Origin of the sequence: Streptomyces sp. NPDC002467, assembly GCF_042889825.1 — a bacterium.
In the GTDB taxonomy this organism is placed as follows: Bacteria; Actinomycetota; Actinomycetes; order Streptomycetales; family Streptomycetaceae; genus Streptomyces.
Window position 1 is genome coordinate 598,972 of record NZ_JBIARJ010000002.1, and the last position, 19,288, is coordinate 618,259.

Genomic DNA, 19,288 nt, shown 5'->3' on the forward strand with positions numbered 1-19,288 from the left:
CGCGTCGGCGAACGGAGCTTTCCATGAATGACCCCATCACCCTCGCGGCGACGGACCACGACGACCGCCCCGGGACCCCCGACACCACACCGCTTCCGGAAGTGCCGGAAGCGCCGGAAGCGCCGGACGTCCGGCCGATACGCACGCTGCTGGAGACCGCGGTCACCTGCCGTCCGCTCGAAGAGGTCACCGCTCTGGTGAGCCTCCTCAAGGAGGACGGCCGCCTCCCCGACGCCGGACACGAGGCACTGCGCACGGCCGCCGTGACCCGGCCCGTCCACGACGTCCAGCGGATGGTCGCCCTCCTCGGCGAGCCCCCGCACGAGACCGTCGAAGCCGACATCACCCTGCGCGCCGCCGCCGTCGGGCGCCCGATCGAGGACGTCGCCCTGCTGGCGACCATCCTCGGCCACGAGGAGCACCGCGCCGCGGACCCGCGGCGCGCCCCGGTGCCCGACGAGCCCGAACCGGCCGCCCCGCCCCCCGAGGAGCCGATCGCGGAGGAGCCGTACGACCCCGGCTACTCGGAGCTCTACGACGCCCCGTACCAGGAACGGCCGCGGCGCACCCCCGTGGCGACGGCCCCGGTCCCCGTTCCCGTCCCCGTGACCGTCCCCGTCCGGGCCCCGGCCGGGGACGGGGGGCAGGTGCTGCGGCACGTACTGCGCTGGCCCGTGGCGATCGCCCTGCTGGTCAGCGGGGTGCTCCACCTCCCCGCCGACCTGACGGCACTGCAGTCCGCGCCGCCCGAGCGGTACCTGCCGCTGCTGGTCACCGTGGTCTGCCTGGGGCTCGGCGCGCTGCTGGCGCTCCGGGACACCCCGGCGGTGTGGCGGGCCGGCGCGGTCGCGGCCCTCGGCGTCGTCGCCCTCCACGTGGCGGGCGGCGCGGCGGGCTTCGACCCGCTGGCCGGGGCGGTGGGAGGTTCCGTGGCCTGGGCGGGTGCCGCGGCGGTCGTGTGCGCCGCGGCCGGTGCCCTGCTCGCGGGCCTGGCACTGCGGACCCGACAGGAGAGCTCGGCCTGACCCACGGCCGAACCGGTACGAAGCGGCACCCGGCGCCCCGAGGCGCGGGGTGCCGCTTCACGTGGTGCCGCTTCACGTGGTGCCGCCTCGCGCGGTGCCCGTGTGCCGTGCGTGCCCCGTGGGGAGGCGTTGACATTATGCAGGTAATCACCTGCATAATGGAGTCGTGAGCCTCGAAGCGAAAGAAGTGGACTCGGTCTTCAAGGCGCTGGCCGATCCCACCCGAAGACTCCTGCTCGACCGTCTGCGCCTGCAGAACGGCCAGACGCTGCGCGAGCTGTGCGAGCAGCTGGACATGGCGCGCCAGTCGGCGACCCAGCACCTCGACGTGCTCGGGCAGGCCGGCCTCGTGACCGTCGTCCGACGGGGCCGGGAACGACTGCACTACCTCAACCCCGCACCGATCCACGAGATCGAGGAACGCTGGATCTCGGGCTTCGACAAGCCGCGTCTGCAAGCGCTCGGCGCCATCAGGAACCAGGCAGAGGAGTACGCAATGATCAGCGAGAGCACGACCACGACCGTGCCGACCTACGTCTACGTCACCTACATCCGTGCGAGCGCCGAGCAGGTGTGGCGGGCCCTGACCGACGCGGACCTGACGGCCCGCTACTGGGGGCACGCCAACGTCTCCGACTGGCAGCCCGGTTCGGAGTGGGAGCACCGGCGCGTCGACGGATCGGGCGTCGTCGACGTCGTCGGCCGGGTGGTCGTGTCAGAGCCCCCGACGCGTCTGGTCGTCACCTTCGAGGACGACCCCGACGTCGAACCGCCGAGGGAACCGTCCGTCGTCACCTTCCTCGTCGAACCGCACGAGGACATCGTGCGCCTCACCGTGACCCACGAGAACCTGCCCAACCAGGAGATGCTCGGCGGCATCTCGCGCGGCTGGCCGGCGGTGCTGGCGAACCTCAAGTCGCTGCTGGAGACCGGCGACGTCCTCCCGCAGGCGCCGTGGGAGATGTCCGGGCCGCAGGCCTGAGACCACGCCGTCGCCTTCATCGAAAAGGAGCAGTCATGCAGGACACCACCCCGCTGCGCGACGCCTATCGCGCGTTGCTGGCCGCCGCCGACACCGTGGCGGACGCCGGGCCCGCGGTTCCCTCCCCGGCGCCCGGCGAGTGGAACGCCGACCAGATCCTGGCCCACGTGGTCCTGATCGGCGCAGCCGCCATCACCACCGTCTCCTCTGTCGCCTCCGGGAACGTGACGACGTACGACAGCCGGCCCACGCAGGACCACTGGACGATCGAGCGAGTCATCGGGCTCGCCGGCGGCAGCCCGGGGCTCCGTGACCGCCTCCGGCTCCAGGGCGAGGCCCTGTGCGCGCTCGGCGGACCCGTCCTGAGCGAGGTCGAACTGGACACACAGGTGCCCGCGATGCTGGTGTCCCACGGCAAGGCCCTCGTCGACCACCCCCTCCCGCTCAGGGACCTCCTGACGGGCCTCGCGGAACAGGAACTGCCGGGACACACCAAGCAGCTCCTGGACCTCCTGCCCGCCCGCTGAACCGGAAACCCTCCCCATCGGCCTGGCCGGCTCAGGGTGCCCGCCGGGTGCGGGTCCACTCCCGCACCTGGTCCGCGGACCAGGTGTTGATCACGCGGCCGGTGGGGACCCCGCACTCTGCGGCCCGTTCGCAGCCCAGCGGCTGCCAGTCCAGCTGGCCCGGGGCGTGCGCGTCGGTGTCGACGGCGAAGAAGGTCCCGGCCGCCACGGCGAGCCGCAGCAGCCGCCTCGGCGGGTCCAGCCGTTCGGGGCGGCTGTTGATCTCCACCGCGGTACCGGCCTCCGCGCAGGCCGCGAAGACGGCCTCGGCGTCGAACCGGGACTCGGGCCGGGTCCGGCCCGTCACCAGCCGCCCCGTGCAGTGGCCCAGTACGTCCATCAGCGGATTGCGCACCGCCGCCAGCAGTCGGCGGGTCATCGCGGGCGCGTCCATCCGCAGCTTCGAGTGCACCGAGCCCACCACCAGGTCCAGCCGCTCCAGCAGTTCCGGCTCCTGGTCCAGCGAACCGTCGTCGAGGATGTCGCACTCGATGCCCGTGAGCAGCCGGAACGGAGCCCACGTCTCGTTGAGCGCGGCCACCACCTCCAGCTGCTCCCGCAGCCGCTCCGGGGAGAGTCCCCGGGCGATCGTCAGTCGGGGCGAGTGGTCGGTGAGGACGGCCCATTCGTGGCCCAGCGCGGCCGCGGCCCGCCCCATCGCCTCGATCGGGCTCCCGCCGTCCGACCAGTCCGAGTGGACGTGGCAGTCGCCGCGCAGTGCCGCGCGCAGGGCGGCGCCGGCGGGCGTGGTCGGGGGAGCCTCCGGGAGCGCGGCCGCCTCGTCCTCCAGGTTCCGCAGATAGGCCGGCACCTCCCCGGCGAGTGCCTCGCGCACGACCTGGGCCGTCTTGGGGCCGAGCCCCTTGACCTGCTCCAGGGAGCCCGCCCCGACGCGGTCGGCCACTTCCCGGCCGTCCATCCGCCCGAGCGTGGCCGCCGCCGTACGGAAGGCCCGAACCCGGTAGGTGGGGGCCTGTGCGCGTTCCAGCAGGAAGGCGATCCGGTCCAGCGCGGCCACCGGGTCCATCGCGCACCTCCTGACTCCCGGACCCAGTGTCCGGCGGAGGCCGCTTTCGCGCCCGTCGCGGGTGCTACGCCTCCCGGGCCTCCGCCCGCGCCTCCTCCTGAGGTACGGCTGCGTCGAGTGCGGCGGTGAGCCGGTTCAGGCGGGTCTGGAGCTCCAGGATCTCGCCGAGCTCGAACCCCGTGGCGGTCGCGATCCGGCGCGGCACCTCCACGGCCCGGGCACGCAGCGCGGCGCCCTCCTCGGTGAGGTGCGCGTGCACGGAGCGCTCGTCCTCGGCGCTGCGCTCACGGCGCACCAGGCCGGCCGCCTCCAGCCGCTTGAGCAGCGGGGACAGCGTCCCGGAGTCCAGCCGCAGGTGCTGCCCGATCTGCTTGACCGGCATCTCGCCGTGCTCCCACAACACCAGCATCACCAGGTACTGCGGGTAGGTGAGCCCGAGGTCCTTGAGGACGACGCGGTAGAGCCCGCCGAAGGCGCGGGTCGCGGCGTTCAGCGCGAAGCAGATCTGGCCGTCCAGGCGGAGGAAGTCCTGGTCGGGGTGGAGGGCGGTCGGCTGCTCGGTCATGCGGCCAGTGTACCCGGGCGGGCTTGCGAGGCATTTAATTGTGCACAACTGAATTGTGTGCTCTACTCATGGAGCGGCGCCGAACACGGCAGCCGCGACGGTCGAACTCTTCGACTTCTTCGATCTCTGCGAGAGGGAACCCCGATGGACGCGCTGTACACCGCCGTAGCCACCGCCAACGGCCGCGAGGGCCGCACCGTCAGCTCCGACGGGCAGCTCGACCTCGCCCTGGCCATGCCCCCGGCGCTCGGCGGCAACGGACAGGGCACCAACCCCGAGCAGCTCTTCGCGGCCGGCTACGCCGCCTGCTTCGCCAGCGCCCTCGGCCTGGTCGGCCGCCAGGCCAAGGCCGACACCAGCGAGGTCTCCGTCACCGCCGAGGTCTCCATCGGCAAGGACGGCGAGGGCTTCGGCCTGGGCGTCGTCCTGCGCGTCGAGCTCCCCGAGTCCCTGGCGGGCGAGACGGGCACCCTGCTGGTCAAGCAGGCGCACGAGGTCTGCCCCTACTCCCGTGCCACGCGCGGCAACATCGAGGTGGACCTCGTCATCGAGTAGGTCCCCCGATCCGAGCGGGTGCCGTACGGCGAAGATGCCGGAGGCCCGGCGGGCGGCGACCATGGAGGAGCACCGACTCCAGCGGGGGCCGCACGCCGGGAGAGGCTCATGGCGCACACCTACGCAACCGACGTACTGGTCGTCGGCGCGGGCCCGGTCGGGCTGACCGCGGCCGTGGAACTGCGCAGACGCGGAATCCGCTGCCGGATCATCGACCGCCTCCCCGAACGGCTGCCGTACGCGAAGGCCGTCGGCATCCAGCCCCGCACCCTGGAACTCTGGGACCGCATGGGGCTGGTGCGCACCGCCCTGGAGGCGGCCGTCCCACTGCGAGGCCAACTGGTCTACGTCAACGGCGTCGAGCAGCCCCGCATGGATCTGGACCTGCCGCCCGAAGTCCCGTACGGATTCGCGGCCCTGCCGCAGTACGAGACCGAACGCGTCCTGACCGAATTCCTGGCCCGCTTCGGAACCGCGATCGAACGCGGAGCCGAACTGGAGTCGTTCACCCAGGACGCCGACGGGGTGACCAGCCGGGTCCGTACCCCTTCCGGAGCGGAGGAAGAGGTACGGACCCGGTTCCTCCTGGGCTGCGACGGCGCCCACAGCGCCGTCCGCAAGGGACTCGGGCTCACCTTCGAAGGCGGCGCCTTACCCGACGAGTTCATGCTCGCCGACGTGGAGCTCGACTGGGACCTCCCGCACGGCTACACCGTGCGCGCCATGCACCACGACGCCTCCGGCGCCGTGGACGACGTACTGGTCTGCATCCCGCTGCCCGGCGCCGGCCGCTACCGCGTGTCGATGATGGTCCCGCCCGAACTCTCCACCGCCGAGCGGGCGCAGGAAGCCCCCGACGGCGTCGCGCACGGCCTCCAGTCCGCCGGCCGCGCCCCCGAACTGCCCGACATCCAGGCCGTACTGGACCGGCTGGCACCGAAGCCGACCACTGCCTCAGCCGTGCGCTGGACCTCCGTGTTCCGCATCAGCCACCGCATCGTCGACAGGTACGGCGACGGCCGGGTCTTCGTCGCCGGTGACGCCGCGCACATCCACCCGCCCACCGGGGCCCAGGGCATGAACACCGGCATCCAGGACGCCTGGAACCTGGCCTGGAAGCTCGCCCTCGCCGTCGACGGCCGCGCCCACCCCGACCTGCTCGCCTCCTACGACGCCGAGCGCCGGCCCGTCGGCGAGGAAGTCGTCGGCCGCACCGTGCGGCACGCCGCCCACGGTGTCCAGGCGGACCCGGAGGACCCGGCCACGCTGATGCTGCGCGAGGCCCAACTCCTCGTCGGCTACCGGGGCAGCCCGATCACCGACCCGCCCGGGGAGGGTCGCGGCCCCCGCCCCGGCGACCGCGCTCCCGACTGCGTCGGCCTCAGCGGCGAGATCGCCGCCTACCCGCTGCGCCTGTACGACCTGCTGCGCGACCGCGACCACGTGCTGCTGCTGTACGGCGGCGCCCAGGACCCCGGCGCACTCGCCCGCACGGCCCGGGAGGCGTCCGGCGGCCGGACGGAGACCCTCGTACTCCTCACCGCGGGCAGCCCGCACACCGCGGCGCGGGGACTGCCCGTGTACACGGACACCGCGGGCCAGTTCGCCCACCTCTACGAGACGGACGGCCCGACGGCCTTCGTGATCCGTCCTGACGGCCACCTCGGCGCCCGCCTCGCCCCGCCCACCCCGGAGGCACTGCGCGCCCACCTGGCGCGCGTCTTCGCCCCCACCGGCTGAGCGGGCCGGCCCGCCGTCACTTCCGGTCGTCCGCCTTCGCCGCCTCCCGGCGCTGCCGCTTGCCCAGCGGTGCCTGCGACAGGTCCTCGGCCGTCGACTTCAGCTGCTTGAAGCCGTACCCCCGCTCGGCCAGCCAGCCCTCCGCCGCCAGTTCCGCACGGGCCGTCGCGTCGAGGATGTCCTCCTCGGCCTCCCCCGAGTCCAGGAAACGGAACGTGAAGAAGGGCCGGGCCGCGAGGTCGTAGGTGAGGTGTCCCTCGGCGGTGAAGGCGGCGCGCAGCACGTCGTGCTCGGGCGCGGCCGCGAGCAGCTCCGCCCGCTGCGCGTCGGTCAGGTTGTCGAAGGAACCGCGGACGGTGATGCGGAAGGTACGGGAACTCATCCCGGCAGCCTAGATCGGGCACCGTGCCCACGCATCGGGATTTCCGTCCGCACAGCGGTCGAGGGTCCCTGAAGACCGGGCAGGGGACCACGTTTTTGGAGTTGCCGGAAGATCCTCAATACGATCCGGCGATGATCACAAGAAAACGGCTTGCGGCCGGGGCGTGCGGACTGCTCGCCGCCCTCGCCGTCGGGCTCTTCCCGGCCAGCGCCGGCGCCGCCGACGGAACGACGAAGGAACCTCCCAAGGTCGATCTCGTCCTCGACGTCAGCGGCTCCATGCGGGCGACTGACATCGACGGCCAGTCCCGGATGGCCGCGGCGAAGCAGGCCTTCAACGAGGTCATCGACGCCGTCCCCAACGAAGTTCGGCTCGGCATACGCACCCTGGGGGCCACCTACCCCGGCGAGGACAAGGCCCTCGGCTGCAAGGACACCAAGCAGCTGTACCCGGTCGGCCCCCTCAACCGGACCGAGGCGAAGACCGCCGTGGCCACCCTCGCCCCCACCGGCTGGACCCCGATCGGCCCGGCCCTGCTGGCCGCGGCCCAGGACCTGGACGGCGGTGACGCCACCAAGCGGATCGTCCTCATCACCGACGGCGAGGACACCTGCGCCCCGCTCGACCCATGTGAAGTGGCCCGCGACATCGCCGCCAAGGGCATCCACCTGACCATCGACACCCTCGGCCTGGTCCCGGACGCCAAGACCCGCGCCCAGCTCACCTGCATCGCAGAGGCCACCGGCGGCACCTACACCTCGGTGCAGCACAAGGCCGAACTCTCCGGCAGGGTCCGCCAACTCGTCGACCGGGCGGCCGATCCCGTCGTCAACCCGGTCGCGACCGAGGGCGCCAAGCAGTGCGAGGGCGCCCCGCTGCTGAAGCCCGGCCTCTACAGCGACCGCGAGACCTTCGGCGAGCACCGCTGGTACCGCGTCGAGGTCCTGCCCGGCCAGGAGCTGCGGGCCTCGGTGAGCATCGCTTCCGACCGCGCCGTCAACAGGGACTACGGAGTCCTGCTGCGCGCCACGACCGTCCACGGCCGCGAGATCGTCCGGGGCTCGGAAGCCGGTGACGGCCGCACCGACGCGATCTCCACCGGCCTGCGCTACCCGAAGGCCGAGATCGACGGGACCGACTCGGACAAGCCGGCCGCCGAGACCGTCTGCGTCCAGGTCAGCAACTCCTTCTCCGCGCCCGCCTCCGTCAAGACGACGCCCGGCATGCCCGTCGAGCTCACCGTCGAGCTGGTGGACGGCCCCGACGAGGCCTCCGACGCCGCCGCCTTCGGACTCGGTCGTGGCTGGTGGCTGCTGGCCGCGCTCACGATCGTCGGGCTGCTGGCCGGACTGGTGTGGGGCTGGGTCTCGCGCTGGCGCATCTCCGTCTGGAGGACCAACTGATGCGTACCGTACGCACACTGACCGCCGCACTGCTGGCCGGCGCCGCCGCCCTCGGGATGGCGGGCTGCTCGGCCGAGGCCGACGGCTCGTCGGCCACCGCCTCACCCTCCGCGTCGGCCACGGCCACCGGGGACAAGGCCGGCTCCGACAAGAACGCCGACAAGAACGCCGACAAGAACTCCGGCGGGACCGGAACGGCGCCGACCGAAGCCGGCACCAGCTTCCGCACCGCCACCGCCTTCCTCCCCGGTGAGAAGGCCACGGCCGGAGCGTCCACCGGCGACTACCTCTACTGGGTCGTCCCCGTCGACGCCGAGCAGCGCGCCACGGTGAAGGCCACCGTCACCCTCCCCGACTCCGCGAGCCGGCACGGCGCCGCCACCTGGCAGCTCGACGTGTACGACGGACTGCGCCGCCGCCAGGCGTGCACGTACGGCAACCAGACCCGCGCCGCCGCCAAGGAGGCGGCCACGGTCGAACTGTCCTGCACCCTGCGCACCGTCCGCGCGTCGGCCGAGCAGTGGGCCAACGACCCGCTGCCCGGCAGCTACTACGTACGCCTGACCGTCCTCGACGTGCCGGACGAGGACAAGGGCCTGCCGGTACGGGCCTCGGTCGAGGCCGACGTGAACGACACGGGCGGCGCCCACGCGGTGGACGGATCGCTCTCCACACCTCTGGTCCCCGCCACCGTCACCGGCACCCGGCGCGCGCCGGAGGCCGGCTGGTCCGGCGGCTGGTGGACGGACCGCTGGCTCTGGACCGCCGCGGGCGGAGTCCTCGCGGCCCTCGCGGGCCTCTTCGGGTACTCCCTGACGCGCGGCTCCGGCCGCCCGCCCGGAGTCCCGCCGCGGGCCTGACCGAGCGGATCGCCGGGGCCGTGGGGGACTCCCTCACGGCCCCGGCCCCGTACGGACGACACCGCTAGCGCAGACGCGTGAGCCTGGTTCCCACCGAAGGCTCGGCCAGGTCCCCGCGCACCGCCACCGGCACGCTCTTGGCCCCGTCCCCGTCGCCCACCGTGAGCACCCCGACCTCGGTCCCGTCCTTCGCGGTGCGAACGGCTCCCGAAGCCCCGGTGGCGAGCGAGATCCGCATCCGCTGGCCCGGAACACCGATCACGTTCAGGTCCTTCGTCGCCACGAGCGGGGTGCGGCCGCCGAGCCCGTCGTCCACGTACCCGACCTGTTGGCCCTTGCGGACGGCCGGAGTCGAGGCCAGCGCGCCCCGCACCGCCTCGATCACCTTCCGGCTGTTCTCCTTCACCAGCACCAGGCTGTTCGCGCCGTTCGGGTCCGGGCCGTCCACGTGCTGGTCCATCATCGTGCCGAGGATCCGGGGGGTCTCGTCGCCCACGGTCTTGTACGCCGCCCACACCAGCGTCCCGCCCGCCGGCGTGCTCGAACCGGTCTTGATGCCCTTGATGCTGAGGCCCGGCGCGGTGAGCAGATTGCCGTTGTTGTTGTAGATCGGCTTGGGCAGGCCCTTGATGGTGGCGTCGGGCAGGGCCACGACCGCGCGGAACGCCTCGTCCTTCATCACGGCCTCGGCGAGCTTGAGCTGGTCGACGGCGGTGCTGACCGTACCCGCGTCCAGACCGCTGGGATCGGTGTACGTGGTGTTCTTCATCCCGAGTTCCGCGGCGGCGGAGTTCATCTTCGCGACGAACGCCGTCTCGTCGGCGCTGCCGGTGTCCCACCGGGCGAGGAGCCGGGCCACGTTGTTGGCGGACGGGATCATCAACATCTTGAGCATGTCCTGCTCGCTGAACTTCGTACCGGCGGTGAGCCCTTCGGCGCGCGACTCGCTGTCGGCGTTGCCTTCCGCCACCGCCTTCGCGTCGACCTCGATGCTGGGGCCGGCGTCGTCCTTGTTGCGCAGCGGGTGGCCCTTGAGGATCACGTAGGCCGTCATCACCTTGGCGACACTGGCCGTCGGGACGGGCTTCTGCTCCCCGAAGGTGCTGATGTCACCGGACCCGACGACGCGGATGGCCCCCTGCCCCTTGGCGGGCCAGGGCACGGTGAACTGCCCGTCCAGGGCGTGGACGGACTCGGAGGCGACGAACACCGGCGCGGGGAGCGGCCGCAGCAACTGCGCGCCGACGTAGGCACCGCCGAGCAGCAGGAGCAACGGCGTCCACACCTTGACCCGCCGCACCACAGTCCGCCGGGGGGTCTCGGCGGGGGGAGCGGTATTGGTGAGCGAAGCCAACAACTCGAGCGGCGGCACCACGGCCCCGGCCCCGGGCGCCGCCCCGCCGAGCCCGGGCGTCCCCACCCCCGCACCGACACCTGGGTCTCGCGGGACCCCTTCCACCGCGCCCGGCGCCGTTTTGACGCCGGGCCCGGTGAGGGCCGTGGCCTCGCGGAGTGCCTTGGGCGCCCCCGCGGTCGTCTGCCTTTCGGCGTCGGGTGTCGACCCCGAGCCGGGACCGACGCCCGGGTCCCCCCGGAGCCCTTCCGCCGCGCCCGGCGCCGCTTTGGCGCCCGGCCCGGTGCCCGGTTCCCCCTGGAGCCCTTCCGCCGCGCCCGGCCCGCCCGTTGCCGCCCCGGAGTCCCGATCCCGCCGGAGACCCGCCTTCGCGTCGGCCGTGGCCTCGCGGAGTGCCTTGGGCGCGCCTGCGGGCGCCTGGTTCTCGGCGTCCGGTGCCGGCCCCGCGCCGGGCCCGGCGTCTTCCCGGAGGTCTGCCCCCGCGTCTGGGGTCGCCTCGGCGTCGGCGTCGGCGCGGTGGCCGGCTTCCTCGTCGGCTTCCGCCGTGGTGCGTGCTTCCGCACCGAGGCCCGCCTGGTCACCGTCCTCCGCGTCCGCGTCCAAGTCCGCTTCGGACGCGGTGGGTGCTTCCGCCTCCGGGGCGGACCGCGGGTCGGCTTCTTCGTCCGCTTCTGCTTCCGCTTCCGCGGTCGTGACGGCGGGCTCCTCGTCCGGTGCCGCCCCGGTGTCTGCTTCTGCGTCCCCGACGGAGTCGGCGTCGGCGTCCGCGTCCGCGTCAGCGCCGGACTCCTCACCGGTCCGCTCGGAGTCCGGGTCCGCCTCCCGAGCCCCGTCCCGGAGGTCCCCGGATCCGGGTTCAGGGCGTGCCCCGGCCGCGTCCCCGTCCTCGGGCTCGGGCTCGGCCGACACCTCCGGTTCCGCCACGGGCTTGGGGTCGGCCCCGGACGTCCGCTCGGCCTCCGTCCCGACTGCGACCCGGGGGTCGACGGGGGTTTCGGCCGCCGACACCCCGTCCGGGGTGGTTTCCGGCATCCGCAGAACGGTCGTCCGTTCCATCTCCCCGCCGTCCGAGGAACCGTCCGCCGCCGTCACTGCCTTCATCCCAGCCCCGCTCTGCCGCTCGCACCCGGTCCCCGCCGGGGCGCGCACGCGGGCCCCGGCGTTCGGCCGGTCATTGCCGATACCGTGAGGTGAGGGCCCCGACGGGCCCTCGCCGCATGCCTAGATGTCCGCGGCGGCTCCGGCCGTTCCCCCCGTCCGATCCTGTGACCGTTCGGTCATATTCAGCGACGCGACACGGCACCCGAACAGGTCAGGAGCGACTTCCGGCGCGCGAACGGGCCCGGTATCCCGCGACCTTCGCCAGGTTCCCGCAGCGCTCCATCGAACACCAACGCCGCCGCCGCGCCTGGGAGTCGTCGAGGAACATCAGCGAACAGTCCGGGTTCTCGCACTCCTTCACCCGCGCCACCAGCGGGCCGCCGATCAGCAGCACGGCGTCCCGTGCGACCGTGGCCATCGCGGCCCGGACGTCGTGGCGGGCCGAGGCGCCGCCCGCGTGGTTCCGTACGGTCCACCCGGAGCCGCTCCCGGCGAAGGCGAGTTGCGGCGCGAGGTCCGGCCGTGTCGCCGCCTCGTTGATCCGTACGAGATCCTCCGCATCCGGCAGCGCCACTTCCCGTCCGTCCCCGCCCATCGCCGCCCGCAGGGCCAGGTGGATCGACTCCCGCAACTCCCGGGCCGCGGCCAGCTCCGACGCCGTCACCCGCACGCCCTCCCCGCCCGCCCGATCCACCCGCAGGCCCGCCTCGCCGATCCAGCGGCTCAGCGCGTCGGGGTCGGTGAGCCGCTCGAACGGGGCGGTGTACCGCTTGCCGAGCGTGGCGACGAAGTCGAGGCACGGGCGCCCCCCGGTGAACGGGAACACGAGGGCCGGGTCGGCCGGTGTGAGGGTCATGGGCCGACTCTACTCCCTTGACACCGGTTCGTACGGTGTCGCAAGGTGACACCACTTCAACCGGTTCAACCGGTGTCACGAGGGATGAGGGCGTGAGCAGCATGCGAGCAGTGCGGATCGAAGAGTTCGGCGGCCCCGAGGTGCTGGTCCCGGTGGAGCTGCCCGACCCCGTACCCGGAGCGGGCGAGGTGCTCGTACGGGTCGGAGTGGCCGGAGTGAACCGGGCCGACGCCCTCACCCGCGCCGGCAGCTACCACAGGGCGGGCCGCCCGCCGATCCTCCCCGGCCTGGAGGCGTCCGGCACGGTCGTGGCGACGGGGCCGGGGGTGAGCGGCATCGGCGTGGGTGACCGGGTCATGGCCCTGGGCGCCGCGGGAGCCCCCGGCTTCTACGCGGAACTCGCGGCGGTGCCGGTGGGGCGGCTGGTCGTGCTGCCCGACGGAGTCGGTGCGGCCGAGGCGGCGGCCATCCCCGTGGCCTGGCTCACGGCTTGGTACACCCTGCGCCGGCTGGCCCGCGTGGCGGAGGGGGAGACGGTGGTGGTGCACGCGGCGGCCAGTGGCGTCGGGAGCGCGGCGGTGCAGATCGCGGCGGATGCCGGGGCGCGCGTCATCGCCGTCGCGAGCTCGGCCGCCAAGGCGGCCTGGGCCACCGGGCTCGGCGCCCACGAGGCCGTCGACCTTTCCGCCCTGCCCGCCGGGGAGCCGGCGGAGGAGGTGCTGCGGTTGACGGACGGCCGCGGCGCGGACGTGGTCCTGGACACCGTCGGCGGGCGGGTGTTCGGGCAGAGTCTGCGGATGGCGGCGTACACGGGACGGGTGGTCGCCCTGGCCAACGTCGCGCTGGAGTCGAGCACCGTCGACACCCGCGACTTCTACCCGAAGAACGCCTCCGTGCAAGGCTTTCAGCTCACCAATCTGCTGGAGCACGGCTACGACCCCCGCGAGGATCTGAGCGAGATCGCGGCCGGGGTCGCCGCGGGCACCTACCGGGTCCCGGTCGAGGCGCGGTTCCCGCTGGAGCGGGCGGCCGAGGCCCACGAGCGCCTGGAACAGCGCGGAAACCGGGGGAAGATCGTGCTCTCCGTGGCCGGATGACGGCGTCGGCGGGCCTCAGCGCGTGCTGTGCCCGAGTACGAGGTGGGCCGCGGCATCCCGGTCGGCGTCCGTGTCGATGAAGGACACGATCACCGGACTGCTGCCCGTCGGCCCGCCGGCGGTCGCGCGCATCCGGTAGCGCTCGACGCGGACGGCCTCGCGGGCGAGCGGCGCACCGCCCGTGAACTGCGCGAGCGGCTTGACGTCGTTGGCGATGCGCAGGTCCGCCGGGCGCCAGGCGCCCGAGGCGGCGTCGAGGCGCTCCAGCAGGAAGCCCGGTCCGCTGCCGGGCCGGTCCCCGGGTTCGCCGACGAGGATCTCCATCTGGAAGGCGACCAGCACGTGCCGGTACGCGGCGGAGTTCCCGTTCCGCAAGGTCACGGTGAACTCCTGCCCGGCGCCGCCGCGCACGAGCGAGAGCGCGCCGCCCGGAGTGTCGACGGAGACCGAAAGTCGGGTCGAAGTCGCCGGGGAAGGCGCCGCCGTACGCGAGGGAGACGCGGAAGGGGAAACCGAATCCGCAGCCGCCGCCGCTGCGGTCGCCGTCGTCGTCGCGGTCACCGTCGCCGAAGGGGAATCCGACGCGGAGGCGGCCGCGGGCGCGGAGGTCACCGCGCCCGCCGGCGGCTCGCCGGCCTCGTCCGCGCATCCGGCGGCGCCCGCCAGCAGGACGGCGGACAGGGTCGCGGCGGTGAGGACCCGGCGGGTTCCTCCGGGTGCGGGCATGTGATCGGTCTCCCCGAGGTCGTTTCGCAGGAAGCTAACAACCGGAATCCGCCCGGACGAGGCCGGGAGGGACTCGGGCGGGCGACGTTTCGGTCACGGCCCGCCGCCGCGGGCCGCCCCGGGTGCTCAAACGGTCAGGGTCGCTTCGAGCACGGTCACCGCGTGCCCGCTGAGCAGTACGCGGTCCCCGCGCAGGGCGGTCCTGACCACACCGGTACGCGCCGAGGCCTGGAAACCCACGAGCCGGTCGCGGCCGCCCAGCCGCGCCGACCAGAAGGGGGCCAGCGAGGTGTGGGCGCTGCCCGTGACCGGGTCCTCGGGAATGCCGTTGGCCGGCGCGAAGAAGCGGGACACGAAGTCGTGCCCCCGCTCGTTCCTCCCCGCGGCCGCCGTGACGATGATCCCGCGCAGTCCCTCGCGCACGGTCAGCGCCGCGACCGTTCCGAGGTCGGGACGCAGCGCCCGGACGGCGGCCTCGTCGGGCAGGACCGTGAGCAGATCACCGAGCGCGCCGGTGCGGAACGTGGCCTCGGGCCGCACACCGAGCGCCTCGACGAGACCCGCGGGGACGGGCACCTCGTCCGCCGGGGCGGCGGGGAAGTCCAGGGTGAACTCCCCGCCCGCCCGCGCGTGTGCGATGAGCAGCCCGTACGAGCGGCTGCGGAACCGCACCGAGTCGCCGGTCAGCAGCCCCTCGCGGCGCAGCGTGTGCGCCGTGGCCAATGTGGCGTGCCCGCACAGCTGGGCCTCGACGAGCGGGGTGAACCAGCGGATCTCCCAGTCGGCCTCCTCCCCGGCGGGGAGGGGCAGCGCGAAGGCCGTCTCCGGATGGTTCAGCTCGGCGGCGATCCGCCGCAGCCAGGAGTCCTGAGGCCAGGGCCCGGCGGGGAGCAGGCACACGCCGGCGGGGTTTCCGGCGAAGGGGCGAGTGGTGAAGGCGTCGACGATCTGGATACGCATGCCGAGAACGTAGCGAGGCCAATGTGCGGCACGGCAAGGCCAATTGCCGACGAGTGGCCTGCCCGCCTGCCCGCCTGCCCGCCATTCCGTCAGGCGAGTGACTTCTCGAAGCTGAAGGCGGTCACGGACATCCGCTCGCGGAAGTAGAAGCGGTGCGCGTCCGCCCGCTGGGTCCCGGAGTCGAGCGTGAGCGCCGTGCATCCGGCGTCGCGCGCGTGCTCCTCGAGGTGCGCGAGCAGCGCGCGGCCCACGCCGCCCGAACGGGCGGTGGAGGTGGTGACCAGGTCGTCGACGTAGAGCTTGCGGACGGCGAAGGTGTTGGCGACGACACGCCAGCCGGCCGCCCCCACGCATGCGCCGCCCTCGTCGTAGGCGGCGGTGAAGCGCAGCCCCTGGGGTTCGCCCTCCGCGAGGACCGAGAGGAAGAGCTCTTCGGTGAGGTGCGGGCGGAGTTCGAGGAGCACGGGGAGGAGGTCCCCGGACAGTCGCGGATCGCCGGGCTCGAAGTCGATGATCTTCATGACATCAGACTAGTGGGAGCATGTCCGCATGCCGGACGTCGTCCACCGTTGTCAGACCCTCCCCCTACTCTTGATCACGTGAGTCCGACCCCTGAAAGTGAAGCCCGCCCGGTCCCCGAGCGCCCCCTCTCCGAGATCAACGCCGACATCCGCGGCCTCTTCGCCCGCGCCGAAGGCCGCCTGACCGACGCGGAGCGCGTCCGGCACGCCTCGCTGTTGCAGGAGTGGGCGCAGGCGATCCGGGCCTCGGTCGTACCGGCGGCGTAGACCTCGCCCCGGAGGTCATGCGCATCTGATCGGGTGAAGCGGCGGAACCTGAAGTGATCGCGGCCGTTGATCAAGGCGCTCACCACCATGCACTTGTGCAACAGCAAGGACCAATGATGATCAAGAAGATGATGGCCACCGCCGCCGCCACCGCATCCATCCTCGGCGCGGGTGCCGCCGTTGCAGCCCCGGCCATGGCCATCGGCAACGACAACGGCATCAACACCGTCAACGGCAACGGTTCGCAGCAGATCTACGGCAACCAGAAGACCCACGGTGACCTGAGCCCGCAGCTCGGCGTCGTCCAGGGCACCCTGAACAAGCCCTGCATCGGCCTGCCCGCCAAGGTCAACGCCCAGTCGATCCTCGCCGCGCTCAACGTCGGTGTCCAGGACATCAACGTCCTGTCCAACCCGCAGAACCAGCAGTGCACCGAGAACTCCACCCAGGCCAAGGGCGACGAGCCGCTCTCGCACATCCTGGACAACATCCCGGTCCTCTCGGGCAACCTCTCGGCCGGCAGCTGACGCAGTCCCCTTTGCGAGCCGGGGCCCCGGATGCCCGCGCGAGTGCCCACGGGGCCCCGGCTTGACCCGAACGCCACAGGCGCGCTTCGGCTCCGCACGCACACCACAGAGCCTCCGGGCCCCGAGACCGGGCCGGAGGCTCTGTGGTGCGCGTATGAGGTACCGCCGTCCCAGGACGACCGGCGGACGGCCGGACGCTCGACGCGGCTCAGGAACTCCGTCGGGTGGAACGGCTTGGCGAGGCAGTCGTTCACCCCGGCCTCCAGTGCACGGGCCGTGCACTCGGGGTCGGCCGGCGGCGGGGCGAGGATCGGTACGAGGCCGAGGTCGGGGTGGCGGCGGTCGGGCGCGTGCCCGCCTGCCCCGGGGCGGCTTATCGGGTAGTTTCGGGATATGACCCCTGAGCCGCAGAGCTTCGAGATCCTGCTGGTGCCCGAGCACATCGAGAACCTTCGCGGCGGCTCCGCGGCCGACAGGGCACTGCGCGTGGCCTTGGTCGAGGCGACCGGCGAGACCGGGGCCTCCGGCTACCCCCACTACCGCGGACAGGGCGTGGAAGCCGACATCGACCCGCGGACGCGCGCGATCGAGGCGCTGCTCGTCGACGGTGCGGAACTGGACCTCGGACTGACCGCCATGGTCGCCCCGGAAGGCGCCAAGGGCACCGGGCGGGCGTCCGGGCGCGCGTAGCGCGGGCCGTGGACCCGGTCCGGCTCCCTCCCCCGAGCGGGGGAGAAGGCCCGTACGTCAGGCGGACGTGGCGCCGGGGGCCCCGCACCATCCTGGGGTCATGGAGTCAGCGAAGACCACGACGAGCACACAGCGGGCCGCCGCACTCACCGCTTGCGCCGGTGCGCTCGCGTACACCGTCAGCAAGGTCGACCTCGCGCGGGACGGCGAGCTGGGCATGGCGGGTTTCCCCGCCCCGCCCGAGGCCTACGCGTCGATCGGTGACGTCACCGCCGCCCAACTGGGCAATGCCGGTCTCGGCCTGCTGATGGCGCTCGTCGCCCTGCTCCTGGTCCGCCCGCCGGCCACCCGGTGGGTCCGGTGGGGAGCGGTCCTCGTCTCCTGGGCGGGCATCCTCATGGTCGGGGCCGGGGTCATCGGCTTCGGCGCGCGGGCTGCGGGCCTGGCGCCCGCCCTGGGCGCCACGCCTCCCCACCTGGGCACCGCCCTCGCGGCACTCGCCGTCGGCGCACTGTGGGTGGCCGGCTGGGCGGTGGCCGCGGTCGGCGCCGCGCGGAGCGGCACCGAAGGGGTCGACCGCTCTCAGCGGGACACCCCGTAGCGCGCGGCGAGCGCGGCGGCGCGGTCGCGCAAGGCGCTGCGCAACCACGGAGGGGCCAGGGCTTCCGCGTGCGGGGCGAGGCTCCACAAGGCCCACTCGGCGTGTCGCCGGTCCTGGAAGGTCACCTCCAGCCGCAGCAGGCCGTCCTCGGTGGTCTCTTCGGCGAGGACCGCCAGCGCGGTGCCCACCAGCTCCTCCCGCCGGGCCGGATCAACCCGGACCACCACGGCGACCTGTTCGCCTCCGGTCCGGAACCGCGTACTGCGTTCCTGCCAGGCCCGGTCCAGGTCCACCCGGTCCGGTCGTCGCGCCGGTTCGGGGAGTTCCTCCGCGGCCAGGATGCGGGACAGCCGGTAGGTGCGGTCCGCGCCGGACCGTGCGGCCAGCAGGTAGCCCCGGTCGCGCACGGTGACCAGGCCGATCGGGTCCACCGTGCGCCACGTCGGGGCCTGCTCCACGGCCGCGTAGCGGATGCGCAGCCTGTGCCCGGCCAGCACCGCGCGCCGGACCTCGGCCACGACGGCCTGGGGAACCTCCTCGGTGACCTCGCGGCGCGACAGGAGGTCGGTCTCCGGGTCGACGAGCAACCGCTGCACCGCACCGTAGGCGATGGCCCGCTGGCCATCGGGCAGCGCGTCGACCACCTTCAGCATGGCCGAAGCGAGCGCCGAGCCGAGTCCGAACGCCTGCGCGCCGCGCCGTGATCCGGCGATCAGCAGGGCGAGCGCCTCCTCGTGGTTCAGCCCCGTGAGTTCGGTCTGGAAACCGGGCAGCAACTCGAAACCGCCGTGCCGGCCGCGTTCGGAGTAGACCGGCACACCAGCCGCGGACAGCGCCTCGATGTCGCGCAGCACGGTGCGGGTGGACACCTCCAACTCGCGGGCGAGCGCGGCCGCGGACAGCCGGCCGTGCTGCCGCAGCAGCAGTACCAGCGATACCAACCGGTCGGCGCGCATCCGAAAACCCTACGGGAATACACGACAGAGGGTGTCGTGATTGGTTGACAGGCTTACAGGCGCCCCAGAGATCCAACGCACACGAGAGGTGATCCACATGGCGCACGCCATCGTCAATCCGGACGGTCTGCACGACCCGGTCCCGTTCGGCTACAGCCACACCGCGTCCGTCCCGGCGGGCTCGGAACTGGTGCTGATCGCGGGTCAGTACGGATCGGGCCCGGACGGCGGGGTCGTCTCGGACGACTTCGCCGAGCAGGTGAAGCAGACGTTCCGCAACATCTCCGTCGCCCTCGCCGCCCACGGCCTCGACCTCGGGCACGTCGTCCAGCTCAGGACGTACGTGGTGAACCACGACGTCGGCAAGCTCGGGCCGATCGCCGGGGCCGTGCAGGAGATCTGGGGCAAGGAGCCGCCCACGCAGACGCTGATCGGCGTCGCGAGCCTGGCCGCGCCCGACGTGCTGTTCGAGGTCGAGGCCGTCGCCGTGCGGCCCTGACGGGCGGGCACACGCGTCCGGCCCGGCC

General features: G+C 73.2%; 22 protein-coding genes. 13 read left to right on the forward strand and 9 right to left on the reverse strand.

The window, feature by feature from the left end; translation table 11 throughout:
- Positions 1-23: 23 nt before the first annotated feature.
- The 3 genes from ACFYYJ_RS06055 (at position 24) to ACFYYJ_RS06065 (ending at position 2,534) form a co-directional block, all read left to right on the forward strand.
- Positions 24-1,025 carry a hypothetical protein gene (locus ACFYYJ_RS06055; protein ID WP_389128956.1) on the forward strand — a complete coding sequence of 334 codons (1,002 nt, stop codon included), beginning with the start codon at positions 24-26 and terminating at the stop codon, positions 1,023-1,025.
- Positions 1,026-1,212: 187 nt separating this feature from the next.
- Positions 1,213-2,007, forward strand: a complete 795-nt coding sequence (locus ACFYYJ_RS06060) for an ArsR/SmtB family transcription factor (protein WP_389129061.1) — start codon at positions 1,213-1,215, stop codon at positions 2,005-2,007.
- Positions 2,008-2,042: 35 nt separating this feature from the next.
- A complete protein-coding gene (locus ACFYYJ_RS06065; protein WP_385366889.1) occupies positions 2,043-2,534 on the forward strand; it encodes a hypothetical protein in 492 nt (163 codons plus the stop codon).
- A gap of 31 nt (positions 2,535-2,565) precedes the next feature.
- Here ACFYYJ_RS06065 and ACFYYJ_RS06070 read toward each other — a convergent pair whose 3' ends face one another.
- The gene (locus ACFYYJ_RS06070; protein WP_389128959.1) at positions 2,566-3,600 is read right to left on the reverse strand and encodes a PHP domain-containing protein; all 1,035 of its coding nucleotides are present in this window, start codon (positions 3,598-3,600) and stop codon (positions 2,566-2,568) included.
- Positions 3,601-3,664: 64 nt separating this feature from the next.
- A complete protein-coding gene (locus ACFYYJ_RS06075; RefSeq protein ID WP_385130386.1) occupies positions 3,665-4,165 on the reverse strand; it encodes a MarR family winged helix-turn-helix transcriptional regulator in 501 nt (166 codons plus the stop codon).
- Between the two features lie 144 nt (positions 4,166-4,309).
- Here ACFYYJ_RS06075 and ACFYYJ_RS06080 point away from each other — a divergent pair, with 144 nt between their 5' ends.
- Positions 4,310-4,720 (forward strand): organic hydroperoxide resistance protein, encoded by a 411-nt coding sequence (locus ACFYYJ_RS06080; RefSeq protein ID WP_385130388.1) that lies wholly within the window; start codon positions 4,310-4,312, stop codon positions 4,718-4,720.
- A 108-nt stretch (positions 4,721-4,828) separates the two neighbouring features.
- Positions 4,829-6,460, forward strand: coding sequence for an FAD-dependent monooxygenase (locus tag ACFYYJ_RS06085; RefSeq protein WP_389128962.1), 1,632 nt, complete (start codon positions 4,829-4,831; stop codon positions 6,458-6,460).
- 16 nt (positions 6,461-6,476) lie between these two features.
- Here ACFYYJ_RS06085 and ACFYYJ_RS06090 read toward each other — a convergent pair whose 3' ends face one another.
- Complete coding sequence (locus tag ACFYYJ_RS06090) at positions 6,477-6,842, reverse strand: DUF6204 family protein (RefSeq protein ID WP_385366961.1); 366 nt, start codon at positions 6,840-6,842, stop codon at positions 6,477-6,479.
- Between the two features lie 131 nt (positions 6,843-6,973).
- On the opposite strand from ACFYYJ_RS06090, the gene ACFYYJ_RS06095 reads away from it, so the two are divergent.
- Both ACFYYJ_RS06095 and ACFYYJ_RS06100 read left to right on the forward strand, forming a co-directional pair.
- Positions 6,974-8,245, forward strand: a complete 1,272-nt coding sequence (locus ACFYYJ_RS06095; protein WP_384748727.1) for a VWA domain-containing protein — start codon at positions 6,974-6,976, stop codon at positions 8,243-8,245.
- Positions 8,245-9,105, forward strand: coding sequence for a hypothetical protein (locus ACFYYJ_RS06100; protein ID WP_389128965.1), 861 nt, complete (start codon positions 8,245-8,247; stop codon positions 9,103-9,105). The genes ACFYYJ_RS06095 and ACFYYJ_RS06100 overlap by 1 nt, the downstream gene beginning before the upstream one ends.
- A gap of 64 nt (positions 9,106-9,169) precedes the next feature.
- Here the strand turns inward: ACFYYJ_RS06100 and ACFYYJ_RS06105 are convergent, their stop codons facing one another.
- Together ACFYYJ_RS06105 and ACFYYJ_RS06110 are read right to left on the reverse strand one after the other, a co-directional pair.
- Positions 9,170-11,560: a D-alanyl-D-alanine carboxypeptidase gene (locus ACFYYJ_RS06105; protein ID WP_389128967.1), complete on the reverse strand. Its 2,391-nt coding sequence runs from the start codon at positions 11,558-11,560 to the stop codon at positions 9,170-9,172.
- A gap of 211 nt (positions 11,561-11,771) precedes the next feature.
- The gene (locus tag ACFYYJ_RS06110; protein ID WP_389128969.1) at positions 11,772-12,416 is read right to left on the reverse strand and encodes a CGNR zinc finger domain-containing protein; all 645 of its coding nucleotides are present in this window, start codon (positions 12,414-12,416) and stop codon (positions 11,772-11,774) included.
- Positions 12,417-12,517: 101 nt separating this feature from the next.
- Between ACFYYJ_RS06110 and ACFYYJ_RS06115 the strand changes: the two genes are divergently transcribed.
- Complete coding sequence (locus ACFYYJ_RS06115; protein WP_389129064.1) at positions 12,518-13,513, forward strand: zinc-binding alcohol dehydrogenase family protein; 996 nt, start codon at positions 12,518-12,520, stop codon at positions 13,511-13,513.
- A gap of 15 nt (positions 13,514-13,528) precedes the next feature.
- Here ACFYYJ_RS06115 and ACFYYJ_RS06120 read toward each other — a convergent pair whose 3' ends face one another.
- The 3 genes from ACFYYJ_RS06120 to ACFYYJ_RS06130 form a co-directional block, all read right to left on the reverse strand.
- Positions 13,529-14,239 (reverse strand): hypothetical protein, encoded by a 711-nt coding sequence (locus ACFYYJ_RS06120; RefSeq protein WP_389128972.1) that lies wholly within the window; start codon positions 14,237-14,239, stop codon positions 13,529-13,531.
- A gap of 126 nt (positions 14,240-14,365) precedes the next feature.
- On the reverse strand, positions 14,366-15,199 hold the full coding sequence (locus ACFYYJ_RS06125; RefSeq protein ID WP_389128975.1) for a PhzF family phenazine biosynthesis protein: 834 nt from the start codon (positions 15,197-15,199) through the stop codon (positions 14,366-14,368).
- An 89-nt stretch (positions 15,200-15,288) separates the two neighbouring features.
- Positions 15,289-15,720 (reverse strand): GNAT family N-acetyltransferase, encoded by a 432-nt coding sequence (locus ACFYYJ_RS06130; protein ID WP_385128137.1) that lies wholly within the window; start codon positions 15,718-15,720, stop codon positions 15,289-15,291.
- A 78-nt stretch (positions 15,721-15,798) separates the two neighbouring features.
- Between ACFYYJ_RS06130 and ACFYYJ_RS06135 the strand changes: the two genes are divergently transcribed.
- The 4 genes from ACFYYJ_RS06135 (at position 15,799) to ACFYYJ_RS06150 (ending at position 17,805) form a co-directional block, all read left to right on the forward strand.
- Entirely contained in the window at positions 15,799-15,987 is a 189-nt protein-coding gene (locus tag ACFYYJ_RS06135) for a hypothetical protein (protein WP_385128138.1), read from the forward strand.
- Positions 15,988-16,103: 116 nt separating this feature from the next.
- Positions 16,104-16,514: a rodlin gene (locus ACFYYJ_RS06140; protein WP_385128140.1), complete on the forward strand. Its 411-nt coding sequence runs from the start codon at positions 16,104-16,106 to the stop codon at positions 16,512-16,514.
- 393 nt (positions 16,515-16,907) lie between these two features.
- Positions 16,908-17,204, forward strand: coding sequence for a hypothetical protein (locus ACFYYJ_RS06145; RefSeq protein ID WP_385128141.1), 297 nt, complete (start codon positions 16,908-16,910; stop codon positions 17,202-17,204).
- 100 nt (positions 17,205-17,304) lie between these two features.
- The gene (locus ACFYYJ_RS06150) at positions 17,305-17,805 is read left to right on the forward strand and encodes a hypothetical protein (RefSeq protein ID WP_389128982.1); all 501 of its coding nucleotides are present in this window, start codon (positions 17,305-17,307) and stop codon (positions 17,803-17,805) included.
- On the opposite strand, the gene ACFYYJ_RS06155 is transcribed toward ACFYYJ_RS06150, so the two are convergent.
- On the reverse strand, positions 17,787-18,761 hold the full coding sequence (locus ACFYYJ_RS06155) for a helix-turn-helix transcriptional regulator (RefSeq protein ID WP_385367125.1): 975 nt from the start codon (positions 18,759-18,761) through the stop codon (positions 17,787-17,789). The two genes, ACFYYJ_RS06150 and ACFYYJ_RS06155, sit on opposite strands and share 19 nt — an antisense overlap.
- Before the next feature lie 97 nt (positions 18,762-18,858).
- Here ACFYYJ_RS06155 and ACFYYJ_RS06160 point away from each other — a divergent pair, with 97 nt between their 5' ends.
- Positions 18,859-19,260: a RidA family protein gene (locus tag ACFYYJ_RS06160; RefSeq protein ID WP_385128145.1), complete on the forward strand. Its 402-nt coding sequence runs from the start codon at positions 18,859-18,861 to the stop codon at positions 19,258-19,260.
- Positions 19,261-19,288: the final 28 nt, after the last annotated feature.